Genomic DNA, 17,057 nt, shown 5'->3' on the forward strand with positions numbered 1-17,057 from the left:
GCCGGCCGTAGCCCTGTTCACCCGAAGCGGCGGCAGGCCTCAGGTCACGGTGATTGGATGCGTCTGCCAGGGACGGACGAGGTTTCCGGCCGGGCAGGACCACCAAGGCGCCGCCTCGTGCACCGTCGGGACCATGGGATGCGGATGCCCCGGGCATGGCGGGGACGGCTCCGAGACACCGCTGTCGGCGAGCGCATCCTGCAGCCAGCTGGCGAGACCGACGGCAATCTCGGCTGGGTCCATCGCCGGGTACGCCAAGGTGGTCGTGTCACCGTTCCGCCCGCGTGCCGAGACCAACCAGCCGCTGACCCAGCCCGGGAGATCCTGTTCCTCTATCCGGGGTCCCAGCCGCCGACCCGCCTCCGCCGCGGTGAGCCTGCCCTCCGCCAGCCACACCCGCACCCGGTCCAGCTCGGCACTGTCCGCACCGTCGACCGTGACCGTGATCCACCGGGAGACGGGACCCAGCTCGGCAAGTGTCGCCGCCACCAGGCTCTCGATGCGGCGCCGGGCGGGATGCCCGACCATGGCGGATGCCGTCGGACCAGCATGCGCCAGCGGGCTCCCCGCAGGAAGGTCTACCCAGGAAGCCCGTGCCACGGAGGGAGCGCCATACTGATCGTCTGCCATTATCGACTCTGGTCTCCATCGGTCGTCAGGCGGCTCGGGCACGTCGTTGGGTCCCCCTCCTGGCTGGCCACCGGCTGATCCTCGCGGGCTCGGGTGAACTATCGAGGACCAACCAGCGGCCATGTCCCAGACTAGGCCTGGCCGGGTCTAGAGAATGTAGTCCCCGTAGACCTGTACTTGGCGGATGGTGCGTGGTCCGATCTGGAACTGGACGATCACTACCAGGTCCAGCGGCATACCGATGCCGCCGCGTAGGTAGTGCGTCGTGGGAAAGACCTTGTCGTCCGCATAGGTGTACTTGGACATATGCGAATGAAAAGTATAGTCGCAGCTTTGGTTCGGATGGCTGTCCAGGTAGCGGGTCAACCGGTTGAAGACTGCCGCATGGGCAACCTCGGATGCCTTGTGGTAACTGCACACATTACGCTGGCTGTAGGAGAGCTGAAATCCCCACTGGAAGACGAGCCGGGACATGTTCCGGTAGTCGACCTGTGAGGTGAACCGTCCAATGGAGCTGGTCAAGCTCCCGCCCTCCGCATAAGGGCTGGCCGGCGAGAAGTAATGGTAGAAGAACATCTCCGGGTCGGCGACCACAGGATATGCTGCGCCGGCATGTGTCACGTGCAGCACGACGGTGTGACCATTCACGGTGTACCAGGCCGGCATTGCGTGCTGCTGCGAGTCATAGGCCCATGGCGCGGCGATGCGCGCGATGGGCGATCGGGTCCCGTCACTGGCGGGCGGGGCGAGTACCACCAGGCTGCCGTCATCCTTCGGGTCGATGATGGACCCGCTGTCAAGAGCCAGTTCGTACGGAAATTCGGTTGGGGCGTTCGGGCCGTCGAGGACGCTGAGGAACCGGACCGCGCCGTCTGCGGCGGTCTGTACCGCCTGCGTGGTCGAGTCATCCGTTGACGGATACACGGTCAGCCCCGGCTCCGCCACGATCCCATTGCTAGCGTTCGCGCTGTTCGGGATGGTGACACCGATCGTGCGGCTCGCGACCGAGGGCCGCGAGGGGTTGAGTTCCGCCGCGGTCGGCGGATCCGGGGGAATCGCTGGGTATTCGGTCATGGGTTCATCCACGGTGGGCACCGCAAGGACCGCTGCCGGGTCATCGACCTCGATGTCCCTCGCCGTGGCGTGGAACGGCGAGGTGGTGGCATCGCTAGGGGACAGGACCACCATCTGGTCCGGGTCCAGTGGTGCCTGAACGTGTGCGCCCAGAATATTCGAGGTCATCAGCGATACGGTGGGCACAACGATCGGAGGAATCACGATCGGAGGAATCACGATGGGTGGAACCGTGATGGAAGGGGTCCCGGTCTCGGGAAGGTTGATGTTTGGGAATTCAGGGCCGGCGGGCGGCGCGGGCGGTGTGACGTTGACGGAACCCACATGGGAGATCTGCGGGACCGCCGCATCGATGGCGGACAGTACCTCTGCGGGGGTCGGGCCGAGTGTATCGCTGGGGTTCGCCTGCGCCGCTGTCGGCGTCAGACCCGCGGCCGCCAGAATAAGTGCGGTCAGGCCCAGGGCTGCGGCGAGATCGCTCTCGGCAGCGCATGACTACTCAAGGTAGTCGGATTCGGCCGGCACGGATAGACCGGCAGCGACGTGAACCGCCTGTGGTTGCTGGGTTTCCTGATCAACTCTAAGCACTTCTCCAGGCCCGACCAGACTGGAAGTGTAGTTTGATCAATCCGGACTGTTATCTTGCCGCGGCCCTGGGTCAGGCCCGCCGCGCCGGCTGCGCGCGAAAGACGTCTACCAGATAGCTGCATTATGTCTCCGTGTCATACGACGGCCGCGCTTCCCTGAGATTGGGGAACGCGCGGCCTTGGGCAGGGTAAACACAGGTCCGAGACAGCGGGATGCCAGCGCCAGAAGCGCTGTGGATATGAGCTTGGCGTCCACTCCGACCAGCGCCCGACGTTAGCAACAGGTCACACCAGGTGCGACAGGTTTGTAAAAATTCGTCCGTGGGAGCCGTACACTGAGTGACAACGTGGAGGCCTCCAGGCGGGCCGTCAATCCGCGGACAAGTGAAACGCGGTCCAGAAGGCCCAGGTAGCCGGGCTGGCGTACGACTCCCTAGCTAGACGCCCCGATCGTAACGCGCAGCAACATCTGTGATTTAGGTCATGGCTTCCGGCGCGAGGGTGTTGGCGCACGGCCGTTGGGTTGATCGTAGCTGTTTCGGGTTGCTCGCCGCCGCCGCGAGGCTGGGCGTTATGCCGTACTCATACGTCCTCCCGGCCCAGCTCCGAGCCTTGGACGCCGCTACCGTCTACCCGGCGCGCTTCCAGGTTGCTGGCTGTGCACCCCTGGTGTTCGCCGACGACTTCGAGGCGATGGAGGACGATCCGCGAGCCTGCACCTGGCGCGACGACCGCCGCCAGCTCACCGATGAACTCGCGGAGTGGCGCGGGGTGGTCTGCCCGAACACGACGCCGATCCGCCGGGCCAGCGCGAGCCGCTGCCGAGCGGGGTCGAGCCCCGCGACCCGTAACCGTCCCGCCGTGGGCGTCAGGATCCCGATCAACATCTTGATCGTGGTGCTCTTCCCGGCGCCGTTCGGCCCGAGGTAGCCGACCATCTCCCCGGCCTGGACGGTGAACGACACGTCGTGGACCGCGTGGAGGTCGAGCCGCTCGCGCCGCAGCCGCCGCCGCGCCGCCCGCCGTCGCTGGACGAAGGTCTTCGTCGCGCCCTCGACCTCGATGACGACCGGTCGGTTCCCATCAGGCGTCATGCGGCGGCTCAGCTCCCCGTGCTCCTGTAACGGCGGGCCCCAGCCCGCCAGGCGAGCGCCGCCAGGGCGGTCGTCGCCACGGCCTACCGCCGGGGAGGCGAAGCGCAGTGCGGTGGGCAGGCCGAGTGGGTCGGGGCGGCCGAACACGTGCAGCGCCGGCAGCCAGCTGACGAAACCGATCGGCAGCACGACCGTGAGCAGCAGTGCCAGGTGGTGGCCGTAGATCGTCAGCGGGTAGCGGGCCGCCAGCGCCGAGCCCTGCGTGCTGGCCGACACGGCGACGGTCGCGTCCGGCGCGACGAAGAGCACCGCGGCCGTGGCGGTGCCGGAGTGGGCGGGTCCGCCGCGACGGCGCAGGATGTCTGCATGACGGTCGAGAGCGTGCCACCGGGGGCCGGCCCTGGCGAGTGCCCGTTCACGGTCGAGCGGCCTGTGATGCGCCAGCGCTGGGAGCGGCTGACGTTCCTGCACTGGGCCTACGAGCCGGACGCCGTCCAGGCACTGCTGCCGGCGGGCCTCGCGGCCGAGGCCCACGCCGGGGCGGCGTGGGTGAGCCTGGTGCCGTTCTTCATGCGGGTGACCACCGGGCGGGCCGGCGTCGGCGTGCCGTGGGCGTCGTACTTCCCCGAGACCAACGTCCGGACCTACGTGCGCGACGAGCAGGGCCGGCCGGGGATCTGGTTCTTCTCGCTGGACGCGGCCCGGCTCAGCGCGGTCGTCACGGCCAGGACGACCTACCGGCTGCCGTACTTCTGGTCCGCGATGCGCCTCGACGAGGGCCGCACCGACGAGGACGCGGCGGCGGGCACGACGACGTACACCTGCCGCCGTCGCTGGCCCGGCCCGGGTGGGGCGGCCAGCCGCGCGGGCGCGACGAGCCGGGTGACGGTCCGGCCGGGGGAGCGAATCGCCCCGGGCGCGCTGGACGCCCGCGACCATTTCCTCACCGCGCGGTTCCGGCTGTTCAGCCCGGTCCGCTCGGGTGCCCCGCGGACGGCTCGGGCCTGGCACCCCCCGTGGCCGCTGCGCCGCGCCGAGCTGCTCGACCTCGACGACACCCTGCTGACCGCCGCCGGCCTGCCGGCACCGGTGGGTGACCCGCTGGTCCATTGCTCGCCGGGCGTCGACGTCCGCATCGGCCGGCCCGAAAGCTGAGCGTCAGGTCAGGGAGCTCGGGTCCGGACCTGGCGCCGTCGACGCCGACCGGAACGTCGCCGGTGACGGTGATGCGGTGCATCACCCGGTCGAGGCCGGCCTTCCCGTGGTCGGTGGGCACCAGGTGGGCGGTCGCCCGGTTGTCCCAGAAGGCGACGCTCCCGGGCTGCCAGCGGAACCGGCAGGTGTGCTCCAGGCTGGTCATGTGCTGGTAGAGCAGGCCGAGGACCTCGGCGCTCTCGGTGTGGTCAGCTCGACGATCCGGGTCGTGAAGGTGGGGCTCACGAACACTGCGTGTTCCCCCGGGCCGAGCGGCTCGGCCAGGTCGACCCCGAAGATCTCGGCCCCCATGTGCCCGGACATCGGGCGGATGTCGATCGTCCTGCTCGGCGTAGAGCCGTTCCGCGGTCAGCAGCAGCCGCTCGCGCGCCTCCCGCGACCGCTGCCCGGCCGCCGTCGCGTCGTCCGGGGCCGCGGCGGTGGGCGGGCGGCCGGCGCGCGGGCGGCCCTCGGAGCGAGGCGTCGCGCTCGACGTGTCGGTCACGGTCCGCTCCGGGTCGCCGGCGGGCGCGCCTGCCGCTCCTCCTCGGCAAGCCTAGGCGTTCCCGATCTCGCCGACGGTGCCGGGTGCGCGACCCGAGTTCGCGCGGCATGACACGTGGACGTTGCTTCACCGTGGCGAGCACGTGACGATGACCAAGGACCGGGTGAGCGCCATCACCGGCCCAGGCGAGCGGAGGTCCAGCGGTGAGCCGTCAGGTCAAGGGCGTCGTGTCGATGCGGAAGGGCGCGCCGGTCGAGCTGCGCACGGTCGTCGTGCCGGATCCCGGCCCGGGCGAGGTGACCGTCGACGTCAGGGCCTGCGGGGTCTGCCACACCGACTTCCACTACCGCGAGGGCGGGATCTCCGAGGACTACCCGTTCCTGCTCGGCCACGAGGCCGCCGGCGTCGTCAGCGCGGTCGGCCCTGGCGTCACGAACGTCGGGCCCGGTGACTACGTGGTGCTGAACTGGCGCGCCGTGTGCGGCCAGTGCCGCGCCTGCCGGCGGGGCCGGCCCTGGTACTGCTTCGACACCGCGAACGCCACCCAGAAGATGACCCTCGAGGACGGCACCGCGCTGTCGCCGGCGCTCGGGATCGGCGCGTTCCTGGAGACGACCCTCGTCGCCGCCGGCCAGTGCACCAAGGTCGACCCAGCCGCGCCGCCGGAGGTCGCCGGCCTGCTCGGCTGCGGGGTGATGGCCGGCCTCGGCGCGGCGATGAACACCGGTGAGGTCGGGCGGGGCGACAGCGTGGCGGTGATCGGCTGCGGCGGCGTCGGCGGCGCGGCGATCGCCGGCGCGCGGCTCGCCGGCGCCGCGAAGATCATCGCGGTGGACGTCGACGACCGGAAGCTGGCGCTCGCGTCGACCCTGGGCGCGACCCACACGGTCAACTCGCGCAGCGCCGATCCGGTGGCCGCCATCCAGGAGCTGACCGGCGGTTTCGGCGCCGACGTCGTCATCGACGCGGTCGGCCGGCCGGAGACCTGGAAGCAGGCCTTCTACGGCCGCGACCTCGCCGGCACGGTCGTCCTCGTGGGGGTCCCGACGCCGGACATGAAGCTGGAGCTCCCGCTGCTCGACGTGTTCGGCCGCGGCGGCCGGCTGAAGTCCTCCTGGTACGGAGACTGCCTGCCCGGCCGCGACTTCCCGATGCTCATCGACCTCTACCTGCAGGGCCGGCTGCCCCTGGACAGGTTCGTCTCCGAGAAGATCGCCCTCACCGACGTCGAGGCAGCCTTCGACGCGATGAAGCGAGGCGACGTCCTGCGTTCGGTCGTGATGCTCTGATGTGCGCCACCGGAGCGAACGGAGCCGACGGGTCCGCCGCCGTCTCGGCCGGCGGGAGCCATGATGCCGATCGTCCCGCGGCCGGCGCGGACCAGGCCACGCCCGGCGCGGGGGACTCCGCGCGCACCGTCGCCTGGGCGCTCGGCTCGGACGGGACGCGGCAGGGCGGCCGGGTCCGGATCGACCACCTGATCACCTCAGGGGTGTTCTCCCTCGACGGCGGCCGGTGGAACGTGGACAACAACGTCTACCTGATCGGTGACGACGAGGAGTGCGTCGTCCTCGACGCCCCGCACGACGCGAAGGCGATCGTCGCCGCGGTCGGTGACCGCCACCTCGCGGCGATCCTGTGCACCCACGCCCACGACGACCACGTCGACGCCGCCCTCGCGCTCGCCGCCGCGACGGGCGCGAGGATCTGGCTGCACCCCGCCGACCGCGAGCTGTGGGACCGCACCCACCCGGGGCGTGCCCCCGACCTGGACATCGCGGCCGGCCAGGAGTTCACCGTCGGCACCGGCCCCGACGCGGTCACCTTGACCACCCTGCACACACCCGGGCACACCTGGGGAAGCGTGTCCTTCTACGCGCCGGGCCTGAACACGGTGTTCACCGGCGACACCCTGTTCCAGGGCGGGCCCGGCGCGACCGGCCGGTCGTTCTCCGACTTCCCGACCATCATCGACTCGATCACCAGCCAGCTGCTGTGCCTGCCCGCCAGCACGACCGTCCGCACGGGCCACGGCCGCGCGACGACCATCGCCGCCGAGGCTCCGGCCCGCCAGAGCTGGCTCGACCGCGGCCACTGACGGCGGTGCGAGCGCCCGCCCCGGGATGCCCGCCGGCCGAGGCCGCCCCCGCCGCCCCGGCCATGGGGACACCGCAGTCCCTCGGTGCATGGCCGGGGCCGGGGGCAGGCCCGCTCAGTCGCTGACGAGCATCTCGCCGGACTGCTGCTGCCAGAGACGGTGGTAGTCGCCCCTGGCATCGAGCAGCTGCTGATGGCTGCCCTGCTCGACGATGCGGCCGTTGTCGACGACGACGATGCGGTCCATCCGCAGCAGCGTCGACAGGCGGTGCGCGACGGCGATGACGGTCCGGTCCGCCCACAGGCCTTCCAGGGCGTGCTGGACGAGCCCTTCGCTCTCGCTGTCCAGGGCGCTGGTCGCCTCGTCCAGCACCAGCAGCGGCTTCTGGTCGAGCAGCGCGCGGGCGATCGCGATCCGCTGGCGCTGGCCGGTCGACAGCTTGATCCCCCGCTCGCCGACCAGCGTGTCGTAGCCCTCTGCCGCGCGGACGATGAACTCGTGCGCGTGCGCCCGGCGGGCCGCCTCGTGCACGTCGGCATCCTGGAGCTCCCCGGGCGCACCGTAGGTGATGTTGTCCCGGATCGACCGGTGGAACAGCGAGATGTCCTGCGGCACGTAGGAGATCGCCGCGGCCAGCCGCCGGTTCGGAATCGTCCGGCCGTCCAGCGCGACCATGCCGAGCGGCAGCCGGTAGTAGCCGAGCAGCAGCTTGAGCAGCGTCGTCTTGCCGCAGCCCGACCGCCCGACGATGCCGACCTTCTCGCGTGGCTCGATCGTCAGCGTCACCCCGTCCAGCACCCGGATGGCGGGGTTGTCCGGGTAGGCGAACGTGACGTCCCGCAGCTCCAGCCGGCCCAGCGGGCGCGCGCCGTTCCCGTCGCCCGCGCCGGTAGCGACCGGTGGGCGGGGGACGTCCGCGGTGGCCTGGGCGGGAATCTCGTCCGGGCCCGGAGCGTCCGGGTTGGGGAACGCGTCGTCGTCGAGGACGTCGCGAGGCCCGAACAGGTAGGTGTAGGCCTCCTCCACCCGGGCCAGCCGCAGGTTGAGCTGGGAGGTCTCCCAGATCGCGCCCCAGATGAAGTCAGAGAAGATGAGCAGTGCCGACAGAAAAGTGGTCAGCTGGCCGATCGTCAGCTCGTGGTGCAGGTAGAGGTAGAGGTTCAGCAGGAGCGCGCCCGGCCAGACCAGGTAACGCACCACGAGGCTCATCGAGCCCCAGAACATGATGGCCCAGAACATCGACCGGTTCGACGCGCGGACCACGTCCTGGCGGCGTTCGACGACCAGCCCGTGCTCGGCGTTCTCCCGCCGGAACGACTTCACGCTGACGAAGTTCGCGACGACGTCGATGATGTAGCTTTCCATCTCCGCGTTGACGTCGGTCGAGCGCTTCTCCTCGCGAGCCGAACGGGCCGCGGTCCGGCGCCCGGCCACCAGCATGACCACGATCGCGGCGCTGAACAGCAGACCGGTCGGCAGGTTCACCGTGAACATGATCAGCACGATGGACGGCAGCTTGACGGCCAGTTCCACGTAGTTGAAGCACACGTTGTCCAGGAAGTCCCGGAACTCCTGGCCGAGCGTGCGCGCGTAGCCGCTCACCTTGCCGGTGGCCCGGCCGGCGAAGTACGGGTACTCCTGGTCGATCACCCGGCGGAACAGCAGGTTCTGGTAGTCGTAGCCGCGCGGGTTGAGCCACTTCATGTACATCAGCTCGGCGGTCCGCCAGAACAGGTCGTGGCAGACGCTGCAGGCGATCAGCGCGACGGTGTAGGCGAGCACGTGGCCGTGCGGGGTGCTCGCGAGCGCCGCGACGAAACGGCCGATGAAAAGGGGAATGACCGCGAGCGCGATGTCCGCGACGACGAAGACGGTGACGACGGCCAGCACCGACCGGCGGAAGGTCCACATGAAACGCAGATAGGAACGAAGGCCCGCGTGCCCGCCGGGCTGCGCGGGCTTCCCGTCCCCGGCCGTCTGGTCGGGTGGGCGGACATTCTCGGCTGACCGCGGACCGGACGTGGACGCGAGAGCGCCGGCAAGGCCGTCCGCCGTTACCGGGCGCCGTGCGCGCGCCTGGCGGCCGCGGGCCCTGGCTCGTTTTCGCCAGGGCCCGCGCGACCCAGCTCTTTCGGTCTCGGTGTGCATGAGAACAAGGATCGCCCGGCCCCGGCGTCCGTCGCACCTCATTTTTGCGTTCTAACGCTGTTGTCCACGCTGTTGACGGGCCGCGACGCGCCGCCTCATGATCTTGCCGGGACGGTCAGACCAGGTCAGGTACCCGGTCGAACCAGGGCCGGGCGGTCTCCAGCTGAGCGGCGACACGCAGCAGGGTTCCCTCACCGCCGAGGGGGGCGACGAACTGGACGCCGAGGGGCAGGCCGTTTGTGGTCCAGTACAGCGGGACGCTCATCGCGGGCCGCCCGGTCAGGTTCGCCAGCTGGGTGAACGGCACCCAGCTCAGGTTCGCGAGCACCGCCTTCTCGATCACCCCGAGCCGGCGCAGCAGCTTGCCGGCCCGCAGCCGGACCAGCGTCATGCCGGCGGCCGTCTCCAGCGCCGACGTCGTGACCTCGGCGACCTTCAGCGGCTCGCGGGCGAGCGTCGGGGTGAGCAGCAGGTCGTAGCGGCGGTGGAAGTCCACCAGGGCCCGGGTGTAGCCGTGCCAGCGGGACCGGGCCAGCTCCAGGGCCAGGGCATCGGTGGTCCGGCCGAGCTCCGCGATGATCAGTGTGTCGGTCTCGAAGCCGTCTCCGCCGTCGGCGCGCGCCTGGGCGACCAGCTGCGCGGTCTTCACGTACCAGGCGGTCAGGAAGTCCGTCGCCAGGGCCTTCTCGTCGACGACCTGCTCGACGGGCTCGACGTCGTGGCCAAGCTCGCGCAGCAGCGCGGCCGCGTCGTCGAGCGCGGCGGCGGCCTCGGGGGACGGTGCCGGGTTGAGCGCGGACGTCGCGCGCACCCCGATCCGCAGCCGGCCCGGCTCCCGGCCCACCTCGGCGAGGTAGCCGCCGGGCGGCAGGGTGGCCGGAAGATACGGGGCGTACGGGTCGGCGCCGGCCAGCACGTCGAGCATCGCGGCCGTGTCGCGGACCGAGCGGGAGACGACGCCGTGCGTCGACATCCCGTTGCCGTCACCCTCGGCGGGGCCGTGCGGCACCACGCCACGGCCGGCTTTCAGGCCGAACAGGCCACAGCACGCGGCCGGGATGCGGATCGACCCGCCGCCGTCGTTCGCGCCCGCTACCGGCACGATCCCCGCGGCGACCGCGGCCGCGGACCCGCCGGATGACCCGCCGGGCGTGTGCGCCAGGTTCCACGGGTTGCGGGCCGGTCCCCACAGCTCGGGCTCGGTGATGCCCTTGGAGCCGAACTCGGGGGTGTTGGTCTTGCCGAAGATGACCAGTCCGGCGTCGAGCCAGCGTTCGACGACCGTCTCGTGCTCGGTCGGGATGTGGTCCTTCAGGGCCCGGCAGCCGGCGGAGGTCGGCACGCCGGCGTAGTCCTGGCCGAGGTCCTTGAGCAGGAAGGGCACGCCGGCGAACGGGCCGGTCAGCTCGTCGTCGAGGCGCGCGTCGGCGAGATCGTCCATCGGTCGGATGATCGCGTTGAGCTTCGGGTTGACGGCGGCGGCGCGGTCGCGGGCCGCCGCGAGCAGCTCGGCCGGCTTCACCTCGCCGCCGGCCACCAGCTCGGCCATCGCCGTCGCGTCCAGCGACCGGTACCGCGCGAACTCCATCGCCCCTCCACCCTGAGAACCGTGCGTGCCACCGAGCGGCCCGGACCGGCGCCGGCCGGTCGGCCGCGGCCGGCCCGCCCCGCCGTACGGGCTGGCGCGCCGGACGCCGTGATCGTGCCACCCGCGCGACGCGGGCGCGCGCCGGCCCGCGGTCTATTCCGCCAGAGTGCCGGTGAGCATGGGCGCGGCGGCCGGGTTCGCCGGGCCGACCGGAGCGCCGGTGACCGCGCGGGGCGCACCGGTCTGGGTGCGGAACTCGACGGTGCAGGTGAACGACCGGGAGCCCGCGCGCCAGCTGGCCGTCGAGATCCGGTCCCAGCCGGTCTGCGCCGTCGGCGAGTCGTGGAAGTCCTGTCCGAGGTAGCCCTTGGCGATGGCCATGCAGCGCGGTTCGGCGAGCTGCTCGAACTGGCCGTCGTCGGGGGCCACCTCGCCGGGCTTCGCGGGCAGCGTGATCGCGCCGACGGCGATGGCCTCGTGCGGGGCGTCGCAGGGCACCGTGCCGCGCACCCGCGTGCCGGTCTCGGCCAGGCAGGAGCCGGCCGGGTAGACCAGCGACTGGTCCGCGCCCTCGACCATCCCGGTGAAGGCCGGCAGCTCGCCCGCCGGTGGGTCGGCGACCAGCGGGCGCTCGCGCAGCCCGCAGACCAGGGTGCGGTCACCCTCGTCCCAGCGGTTCGTCGACGGCCGGACCGCGCCGGTCGCGAAGAGCCCGTCCGGGTCCAGCGGGTAGCCCAGGAACGCCGCCGCCGCTGGCCCGCAGACCCCGGCGGTGATCGCCGCCCAGCCGGTCTCCGTCGGGTAGGCGCCGCCCGCTGGGTACAGCCCGGGGTCGAGCGTGGCAGCCGACACCGCCTCGAACAGGTGCGGCTCGGCGCACGGCACGTCCAGGGCCGTGGTGTCGAGGACGGCACTCTGGGCCCAGCGGTAGCAGTGGCCGCGTTGGTAGTCCAGGTGGCCCAGGGAGACGTTGCCGGCTGCGGGCGGGTCGGGCGCCGCCGCGGTGGCCGCGCCGTCGGCGGCGGGCGCGCCGTGCCGCCCGGTCAGGCCGAACGCCAGGCAGCCCACCGTGATCGTGGCCAGTACGAGCACAACATCCAGGCCGACCGCGTCCCGCCCCCGCCAGAACGACCGTCGCCAGGGCTTCCAGTCCGTCAACTGCTCCTCAACCTCTGCTCGGCGGTGAACGGGGGAGCGGCCACGGCGCGGCCGCCGGTCCCAGTCTCGTCAGATTGGTCAGGCGAGGACGTCCTGTGCGGGGTGAAGTTGGTCGCCTGTCACGTTCCGTAGCTTATCGGACCCGTCTGTGTAGCGGACGGTGCAGGTGAAACCGCGGGTTCCCGCCCGCCAGCTCTCCGGGGCGATGGTGTACCAGCCGAGCCGCACGGTCGGCGTCTCGCGGAACGACCCTCCGAGCGCGCCGCGCGCGACAGCCGCGCACCGCTGCTCGGCCTGGCGGGTGAAGGAGGCGTCGGCCGGCGGCGCCGCGCCCGGGGGGTCGGACAGGTGCACGTTCCCGATCGCGACGTACTGGTGCGGCGCGGCGCAGGAGACCGCCTCGGTGTCCTGGCCGGTGCCGTCAGCGGAGGACAGGCAGGTGCCGGCCGGGTAGACCCAGGACTGGTCGGCGCCCTCGGCCTTCCCGGAGAACAGGTCCAGCTGGCCTGCCGGCGCCGGGACGCCGGGCGAGTAGCCGTTGAGACCGCAGACCAGTTTCCGGTCTCCGGTCTGCCAGCCCTCGTCGGTGGGGCGGATCGATCCCAGGTAGAACCGGCCGTGCGGGTCCAGCGGGTAGCCGAGGAACTGTTCGACGGTCTGTCGACAGCGCCGCGTCACGATGTCCGTCCACTGGTCCTCGGCCGGGTACCCGGCGCCGAGAGGGAGCTCGGCGGCGAGGCTGACGGTGTCATCGGCCGCCGACTCGAACAGGTGCGCGCTGTCGCAGGTGACCTCGTCGACCTCGGTGTAGGTGGCCGCGTCGTCCCAGCGGTAGCAGTGCCCGCGCCGGTAGTCGCGAGCGGCCAGGCCGGGCGAGCCGCCTGGGTCCGAGGTCGGACTGGCGGCCAGCGCCGTCGCGGCCGCTGCCGTCGGTTCGGGCTTCCTGGTCGCGGGGTGGCGAAGAACGCCGCCGAAGACGAGGTAGGCCGTGCCGAGGGCGAGGACCAGGACGGTGCCGACACCGACCAGGAGCCGGCCGCGCCGTCTGGCGGGTGGCTCCTCGGCCGGGCTCCAGTCGCGGGGAGACGAGGCGGGCGCCGTGGCAGTCGCCCGCCGGGCTCGCCGGCGGGTGCGGGGTGAGGCGGGCGCCGCGGACGGGTAGCGCCGGACGGCCGCCCGAGTGCGGGCCGGCGCCTCGTACACGGACGCGCCCTTGACGAACGACTCGTCCAGCACGAGGTCCGCGAACGGGTCGTCGTCATGGCCCTTCCTGGCGCGCCGGCCGCCGCGCGGTCCCGGTTCGCCTGCGGCGTCGGGGTCCTCGGCCACGTCGCCTGTCACGGGCGCCCCAGATTCGTCGCTGCCGACAGCCGCGCCGCGGCACGCCTGAGCTCGCGGTAAACCTCGTCCGCCATGTGTTTCTCGGTCCACCTGTCTGTCGCGACGGCAGCGCCGCGCTTTGTCCCGGCGGGGCCGCGGCCGCGCGTCAGCGCGCGACCACCCGGCCCGCCGGACGTCGCGGCGCTCAGGAATTGTGGCGTGCATATTACTGCCTTATGTCGCGGAAGGGCTGTATGCCTGCTTCCTGGCCGGCCGCCGCGGGGCCGCCGCCGGCGCGCTACGAGGCGGCCCCCGGGGCCGCCCGCCGGCTCGCCTTCTTCTTCGCCGTGCCGCCGGGCGGGAGGCTGCCGGCGAACCGGACGCCCTGGTCGAGCCAGTCGATCAGCGCGTCGGTGTCCCCGACCGCCGCCGGGTCGACGAGCACCCAGCCGGTCATCGTCCGGCCTCGCATCTCGAACGGGCCGACACCATCCTGGATGATCGCGGTTGGGTAGGCGTCCGGGCCGACGCGCAGCATCAGGCCTCTGGACATCACGGCGCAGACGATGTTCCCGTCCAGCAGGAACGCCAGCCCGCTGAACATGCGCTTCTCGGTCAGCCCGGCCCGCGGCCCCAGCACGTCCCGGACCCGCTCCGCCAGCTCCGCGTCGAACGCCATCGCCAGACCTCCCTCGCCGCGAGCCGTCGCCGGGCCGGCACCGCCAGGCCGTCAGGACCCCGCCGCCGACATTGTCGCCGCGGCCACCGACAACTTTCCGGCCCGGCCGGTTGACCTCATCCGAGCTTGAGGTTGTCGACTGGAACCGGTGTGAGTACCCGGACGTGGAGGAGACGCATGCGCGCGGTGTGGCTGAGGGAGTTCGGCGGCCCTGAGGTGCTCGTCGCCGGGACAGCGCCAGACCCGGTGGCCGGGCCTGGCCAGGTCGTCGTCGACGTGGCGGTGGCGAACGTGACCTTCCTCGACACGCTGATCCGCTCGGGTGCCCCCGGCCCGTTCCAGGTCGCTGTGCCGCTTGTCCCGGGCAACGGGGTCGGCGGAGTCGTGGCCGAGGCAGGCACGGGCGTGGACCGGCGGCTGCTGGGCCGTCCGGTCGTCGCCAGCCTCGGCGGCTCCGGCGGCTACGCCGAGCGGGTGGCGGTCGACGTCGACAGCCTCGCCGAGGTGCCCGACGGCCTCGGCGTGGACGCGGCGACCGCGGTGCTCGCCGACGGCCGCACCGCCACCTGGCTGCTGGCGGCGACGAAGGTGGCGCCAGGCGAGCGGGTGCTGGTCGACGGCGCGGCGGGGGGTGTCGGCTCGATGCTGGTCCAGCTCGCCCGGGCGGCCGGCGCGACGGTCGTCGCCGCTGCCGGCGGTGCCGCGAAGACCGCGCTGGCCGCGGACCTCGGTTCCCAGGTCGCCGTCGACTACCTGCGCGACGACTGGCCTGACCAGGTGCGCGACGCCATGGGCGCCGTCGATGTCGCCCTCGACGGCGTCGGCGGGACGATCGGGCGGGCCGCCTTCGGCCTGCTCGCCCCCGGCGGCCGGCTGCTGTCCTACGGGCTGACCAGCGGCAGCTGGGCGGCGGTGACCGACGAGGAGGCGGCCACGCGCGGTGTCACCGTCGTCCGGCAGCGACCGAGCCTGGCCGACAACCGCCGATACCTGCGGGCCGCCCTGGCGGCGGCCGCCGCGGGTAGCCTGCGTCCCCTGATCGGGCAGCGGTTCGGGCTCGACGAGGCGGCCGCGGCCCACGCGGCGATAGCCGCCCGCGCCACGGTCGGCAAGACCCTGCTCGTCGTCCGGCGCTGACCGCCACAGAGAGCACCGGGCCGGGGCTGGAGCGCTAGTCCCAGTGCTCGGCCAGCGCGCCGCCGGACGTCGGGCGAAAGACCGGGATGCGCCCGAGGGCGGTGACCAGCGCCGCGTCGTCGCCGAGGGCCGGGCCCCAGCCGGACCCCTCGACGAGCAGGGCGCCGATCGTGACGACGTCGGCGCCGACGGCGCGCAACAGGCGCAGCGACGCCGCGATCGAGCCGCCCGTCGCGATGACGTCGTCGACCAGCGCGACCCGCCGCCCGGCGACGGCCGGCACCCGGGCCCGGTCCAGCAGCAGCCGCTGTGGCACCCCGGTCGTGATCGACTGGAGCGGTTCGGTGAGGGCGTCGGCGAGGTGCGCCTTCGGGGTCTTCTGCAGGATCACGTAGTCGTCCAAGCCGAGGGCCCGGCTGACCTCGATCGCGACCGGGATGCCCAGCGTGGCAGCGGAGACGACGACCTCGGGCCGGCTCGGTGCCAGCAGCGCCGCGAGGTCGGCGCCCGCCTGGCGGATGAACGTGAGGCCGACGTCGATCGTCATCAGCAGCGCGACCGTCAGGTCGTCGGAGATCGGGGTGAGCGGCAGGTCGATCTCCTGTGAGCCGACTGTCGCCCGGTAGGTGGCCCGCTCGTCCGCCATCTCGGCTGCTCCCTCGCCACTATCGTCGGTTCCCCCCAGCCGGGGTTGCCCGGGCGCGGCCAGCCAGCCGGGGAAGTCGGCCGGCTGGGTCGTGCAGGCGCGCAAGAGGTAGTCCATCGAGTGCTGGTGCGCGCTGACCAGTCCCGGCAGCACGACGTGCCCGGTGAGGTCGACGGCCTCGTCCGCGTCGGGCCGCGGGTCGCCCGGTCCGCCGACGGCCGCGATCCGCCCGTCGCGCACGGCGACCCAGCCGCCGGCGATCGGCCCCTGGCCGGTCGCGGCGGGGTCGTCGTCCATGGTCACGACGGCGGCGGCGGAGTGCAGCAGGAGATCGGCCATGACGGCCCGGACCCTACCTCGCCGAGATTTCGCCGCGGTGGCCCCGGACAGCGCCTCCCACGCCCCCACAATGCCGTCGGCGTGCCCGGACGGCCGCCGGTCCCGTCCCCGGCCGGCGCCGTCCGGGCACGCCCACGGACCGGGCCGGGCATTCGCGGGGATCGCGAGGGTCGCCCGGGGAACGGGCGGCCCTCGCGTCGAGCCCCGCCGCGTCGGTCAGGGGGTGTGGTCGGCGGGGCCGGACTTGACGGCCTCGACGAGCTGGCCGAGCTGCGACTCGGACAGCTGGCCGCAGGAGGCGAGGTCGGCCTCACTGATCATGCCGACGAGTCGGTGGTTCTCGATCACTGGCACCCTCTTGACCCGCTTCTCGCTCATGCGCGTCAGGACCTGGTCGAGGTTCGCGTCGGCATCGACGTAGAACGGGGTGCCCTGGGCGAGGGCGCTCGCCGGCGTCGTCGCCGGGTCGCCCCCGGTGGCCAGGCAGCGGATGACGATGTCGCGGTCGGTGATGATGCCCTGCAGCCGGTCGTCCTCGCCGCAGATCGGCAGCGCGCCGACGCCGAGCTCCCGCATCTTGCGGGCGGCGTCGAGCAGCGTCTGCGTGGATCCGATGCAGGTGGCGTCCCGGTGCATGATGTCGCGTGCGGTGGTCATGGCGCTCCTCGAATCGGCGGTCCAGCCGCTCGCTGACAGCCGGGGGCACGGGCAGTGACTGGCGGCGGCCGGAGCGGTGTTCGTTGGCGGGCGGTGACGGATGCGGGCGGGCCGCGATCTGCGCGCCACCGCCGGGTGCCGGCAGGCCGCTGTGGGACGTACCCGTCTGCCGGCCTACAAGCCGCGCGCGGTTCAGGCCGGCC

Annotated in this window: 15 protein-coding genes and 1 pseudogene; 4 read left to right on the forward strand and 12 right to left on the reverse strand. The window is 72.4% G+C overall.

All coding sequences use genetic code 11. The features are described 5' to 3' along the window. Positions 1–39 precede the first annotated feature (39 nt). The 3 genes from FRADC12_RS26765 to FRADC12_RS35230 all read right to left on the reverse strand — a co-directional run bounded on the left by FRADC12_RS26765 (position 40) and on the right by FRADC12_RS35230 (position 3,694). Positions 40–528 carry a hypothetical protein gene (locus FRADC12_RS26765; RefSeq protein WP_232304069.1) on the reverse strand — a complete coding sequence of 163 codons (489 nt, stop codon included), beginning with the start codon at positions 526–528 and terminating at the stop codon, positions 40–42. 249 nt (positions 529–777) lie between these two features. Continuing rightward, the gene (locus FRADC12_RS28870; RefSeq protein ID WP_157489067.1) at positions 778–2,028 is read right to left on the reverse strand and encodes a hypothetical protein; all 1,251 of its coding nucleotides are present in this window, start codon (positions 2,026–2,028) and stop codon (positions 778–780) included. An 892-nt stretch (positions 2,029–2,920) separates the two neighbouring features. Next, positions 2,921–3,694 (reverse strand): ATP-binding cassette domain-containing protein, encoded by a 774-nt coding sequence (locus FRADC12_RS35230; protein ID WP_045878689.1) that lies wholly within the window; start codon positions 3,692–3,694, stop codon positions 2,921–2,923. A gap of 57 nt (positions 3,695–3,751) precedes the next feature. Between FRADC12_RS35230 and FRADC12_RS26780 the strand changes: the two genes are divergently transcribed. Further along, complete coding sequence (locus FRADC12_RS26780; RefSeq protein ID WP_084011428.1) at positions 3,752–4,540, forward strand: YqjF family protein; 789 nt, start codon at positions 3,752–3,754, stop codon at positions 4,538–4,540. A 130-nt stretch (positions 4,541–4,670) separates the two neighbouring features. On the opposite strand, the pseudogene FRADC12_RS35235 reads toward FRADC12_RS26780, so the two are convergent. Together FRADC12_RS35235 and FRADC12_RS35240 are read right to left on the reverse strand one after the other, a co-directional pair. Then, positions 4,671–4,745 (reverse strand): annotated as a pseudogene (locus FRADC12_RS35235) (TauD/TfdA family dioxygenase); the annotation flags it as partial. Continuing rightward, the gene (locus FRADC12_RS35240; RefSeq protein ID WP_232304219.1) at positions 4,742–4,903 is read right to left on the reverse strand and encodes a hypothetical protein; all 162 of its coding nucleotides are present in this window, start codon (positions 4,901–4,903) and stop codon (positions 4,742–4,744) included. The pseudogene FRADC12_RS35235 and the gene FRADC12_RS35240, both read right to left, overlap by 4 nt. A gap of 384 nt (positions 4,904–5,287) precedes the next feature. Between FRADC12_RS35240 and FRADC12_RS26785 the strand changes: the two genes are divergently transcribed. Then, the gene (locus FRADC12_RS26785) at positions 5,288–6,373 is read left to right on the forward strand and encodes an S-(hydroxymethyl)mycothiol dehydrogenase (RefSeq protein WP_045878690.1); all 1,086 of its coding nucleotides are present in this window, start codon (positions 5,288–5,290) and stop codon (positions 6,371–6,373) included. Next, positions 6,373–7,182 carry an MBL fold metallo-hydrolase gene (locus FRADC12_RS26790; protein ID WP_084011214.1) on the forward strand — a complete coding sequence of 270 codons (810 nt, stop codon included), beginning with the start codon at positions 6,373–6,375 and terminating at the stop codon, positions 7,180–7,182. Before FRADC12_RS26785 ends, FRADC12_RS26790 begins: the two co-directional genes overlap by 1 nt. Before the next feature lie 114 nt (positions 7,183–7,296). Here FRADC12_RS26790 and FRADC12_RS26795 read toward each other — a convergent pair whose 3' ends face one another. The 5 genes from FRADC12_RS26795 to FRADC12_RS26815 all read right to left on the reverse strand — a co-directional run bounded on the left by FRADC12_RS26795 (position 7,297) and on the right by FRADC12_RS26815 (position 14,075). After that, complete coding sequence (locus FRADC12_RS26795; RefSeq protein ID WP_045878691.1) at positions 7,297–9,093, reverse strand: ABC transporter ATP-binding protein; 1,797 nt, start codon at positions 9,091–9,093, stop codon at positions 7,297–7,299. Between the two features lie 352 nt (positions 9,094–9,445). Then, a complete protein-coding gene (locus FRADC12_RS26800; protein WP_045878692.1) occupies positions 9,446–10,918 on the reverse strand; it encodes an amidase in 1,473 nt (490 codons plus the stop codon). Positions 10,919–11,071: 153 nt separating this feature from the next. Further along, entirely contained in the window at positions 11,072–12,076 is a 1,005-nt protein-coding gene (locus FRADC12_RS26805) for a septum formation family protein (RefSeq protein ID WP_084011215.1), read from the reverse strand. 78 nt (positions 12,077–12,154) lie between these two features. Next, positions 12,155–13,417 carry a septum formation family protein gene (locus FRADC12_RS26810; RefSeq protein WP_045878693.1) on the reverse strand — a complete coding sequence of 421 codons (1,263 nt, stop codon included), beginning with the start codon at positions 13,415–13,417 and terminating at the stop codon, positions 12,155–12,157. Positions 13,418–13,694: 277 nt separating this feature from the next. Then, positions 13,695–14,075 carry a TfoX/Sxy family protein gene (locus FRADC12_RS26815; protein ID WP_045878694.1) on the reverse strand — a complete coding sequence of 127 codons (381 nt, stop codon included), beginning with the start codon at positions 14,073–14,075 and terminating at the stop codon, positions 13,695–13,697. A gap of 177 nt (positions 14,076–14,252) precedes the next feature. Between FRADC12_RS26815 and FRADC12_RS26820 the strand changes: the two genes are divergently transcribed. Beyond that, complete coding sequence (locus FRADC12_RS26820) at positions 14,253–15,212, forward strand: zinc-binding dehydrogenase (RefSeq protein WP_045878695.1); 960 nt, start codon at positions 14,253–14,255, stop codon at positions 15,210–15,212. A 34-nt stretch (positions 15,213–15,246) separates the two neighbouring features. Here the strand turns inward: FRADC12_RS26820 and FRADC12_RS33630 are convergent, their stop codons facing one another. Continuing rightward, positions 15,247–16,197, reverse strand: a complete 951-nt coding sequence (locus FRADC12_RS33630; RefSeq protein ID WP_232304070.1) for a phosphoribosyltransferase family protein — start codon at positions 16,195–16,197, stop codon at positions 15,247–15,249. A 216-nt stretch (positions 16,198–16,413) separates the two neighbouring features. Next, positions 16,414–16,854 carry a CBS domain-containing protein gene (locus FRADC12_RS26830; protein WP_045878696.1) on the reverse strand — a complete coding sequence of 147 codons (441 nt, stop codon included), beginning with the start codon at positions 16,852–16,854 and terminating at the stop codon, positions 16,414–16,416. Positions 16,855–17,057 lie beyond the last annotated feature (203 nt).

The organism is Pseudofrankia sp. DC12 (assembly GCF_000966285.1).
GTDB lineage: Bacteria > Actinomycetota > Actinomycetes > Frankiales > Frankiaceae > Pseudofrankia.

What these genes read in the sequence shown, in the direction of transcription:
- FRADC12_RS26795 (WP_045878691.1), bottom strand. Translation starts at nt 9,093, where the DNA reads ATGTGGACCTTCCGCCGGTCGGTGCTGGCCGTCGTCACCGTCTTCGTC.
- FRADC12_RS26800 (WP_045878692.1), bottom strand. Translation starts at nt 10,918, where the DNA reads ATGGAGTTCGCGCGGTACCGGTCGCTGGACGCGACGGCGATGGCCGAG.
- FRADC12_RS35240 (WP_232304219.1), bottom strand. Translation starts at nt 4,903, where the DNA reads ATGTCCGGGCACATGGGGGCCGAGATCTTCGGGGTCGACCTGGCCGAG.
- FRADC12_RS26820 (WP_045878695.1), top strand. Translation starts at nt 14,253, where the DNA reads ATGCGCGCGGTGTGGCTGAGGGAGTTCGGCGGCCCTGAGGTGCTCGTC.
- FRADC12_RS26830 (WP_045878696.1), bottom strand. Translation starts at nt 16,854, where the DNA reads ATGACCACCGCACGCGACATCATGCACCGGGACGCCACCTGCATCGGA.
- FRADC12_RS26790 (WP_084011214.1), top strand. Translation starts at nt 6,373, where the DNA reads ATGTGCGCCACCGGAGCGAACGGAGCCGACGGGTCCGCCGCCGTCTCG.
- FRADC12_RS26780 (WP_084011428.1), top strand. Translation starts at nt 3,752, where the DNA reads ATGACGGTCGAGAGCGTGCCACCGGGGGCCGGCCCTGGCGAGTGCCCG.
- FRADC12_RS26765 (WP_232304069.1), bottom strand. Translation starts at nt 528, where the DNA reads ATGGTCGGGCATCCCGCCCGGCGCCGCATCGAGAGCCTGGTGGCGGCG.
- FRADC12_RS33630 (WP_232304070.1), bottom strand. Translation starts at nt 16,197, where the DNA reads ATGGCCGATCTCCTGCTGCACTCCGCCGCCGCCGTCGTGACCATGGAC.
- FRADC12_RS26815 (WP_045878694.1), bottom strand. Translation starts at nt 14,075, where the DNA reads ATGGCGTTCGACGCGGAGCTGGCGGAGCGGGTCCGGGACGTGCTGGGG.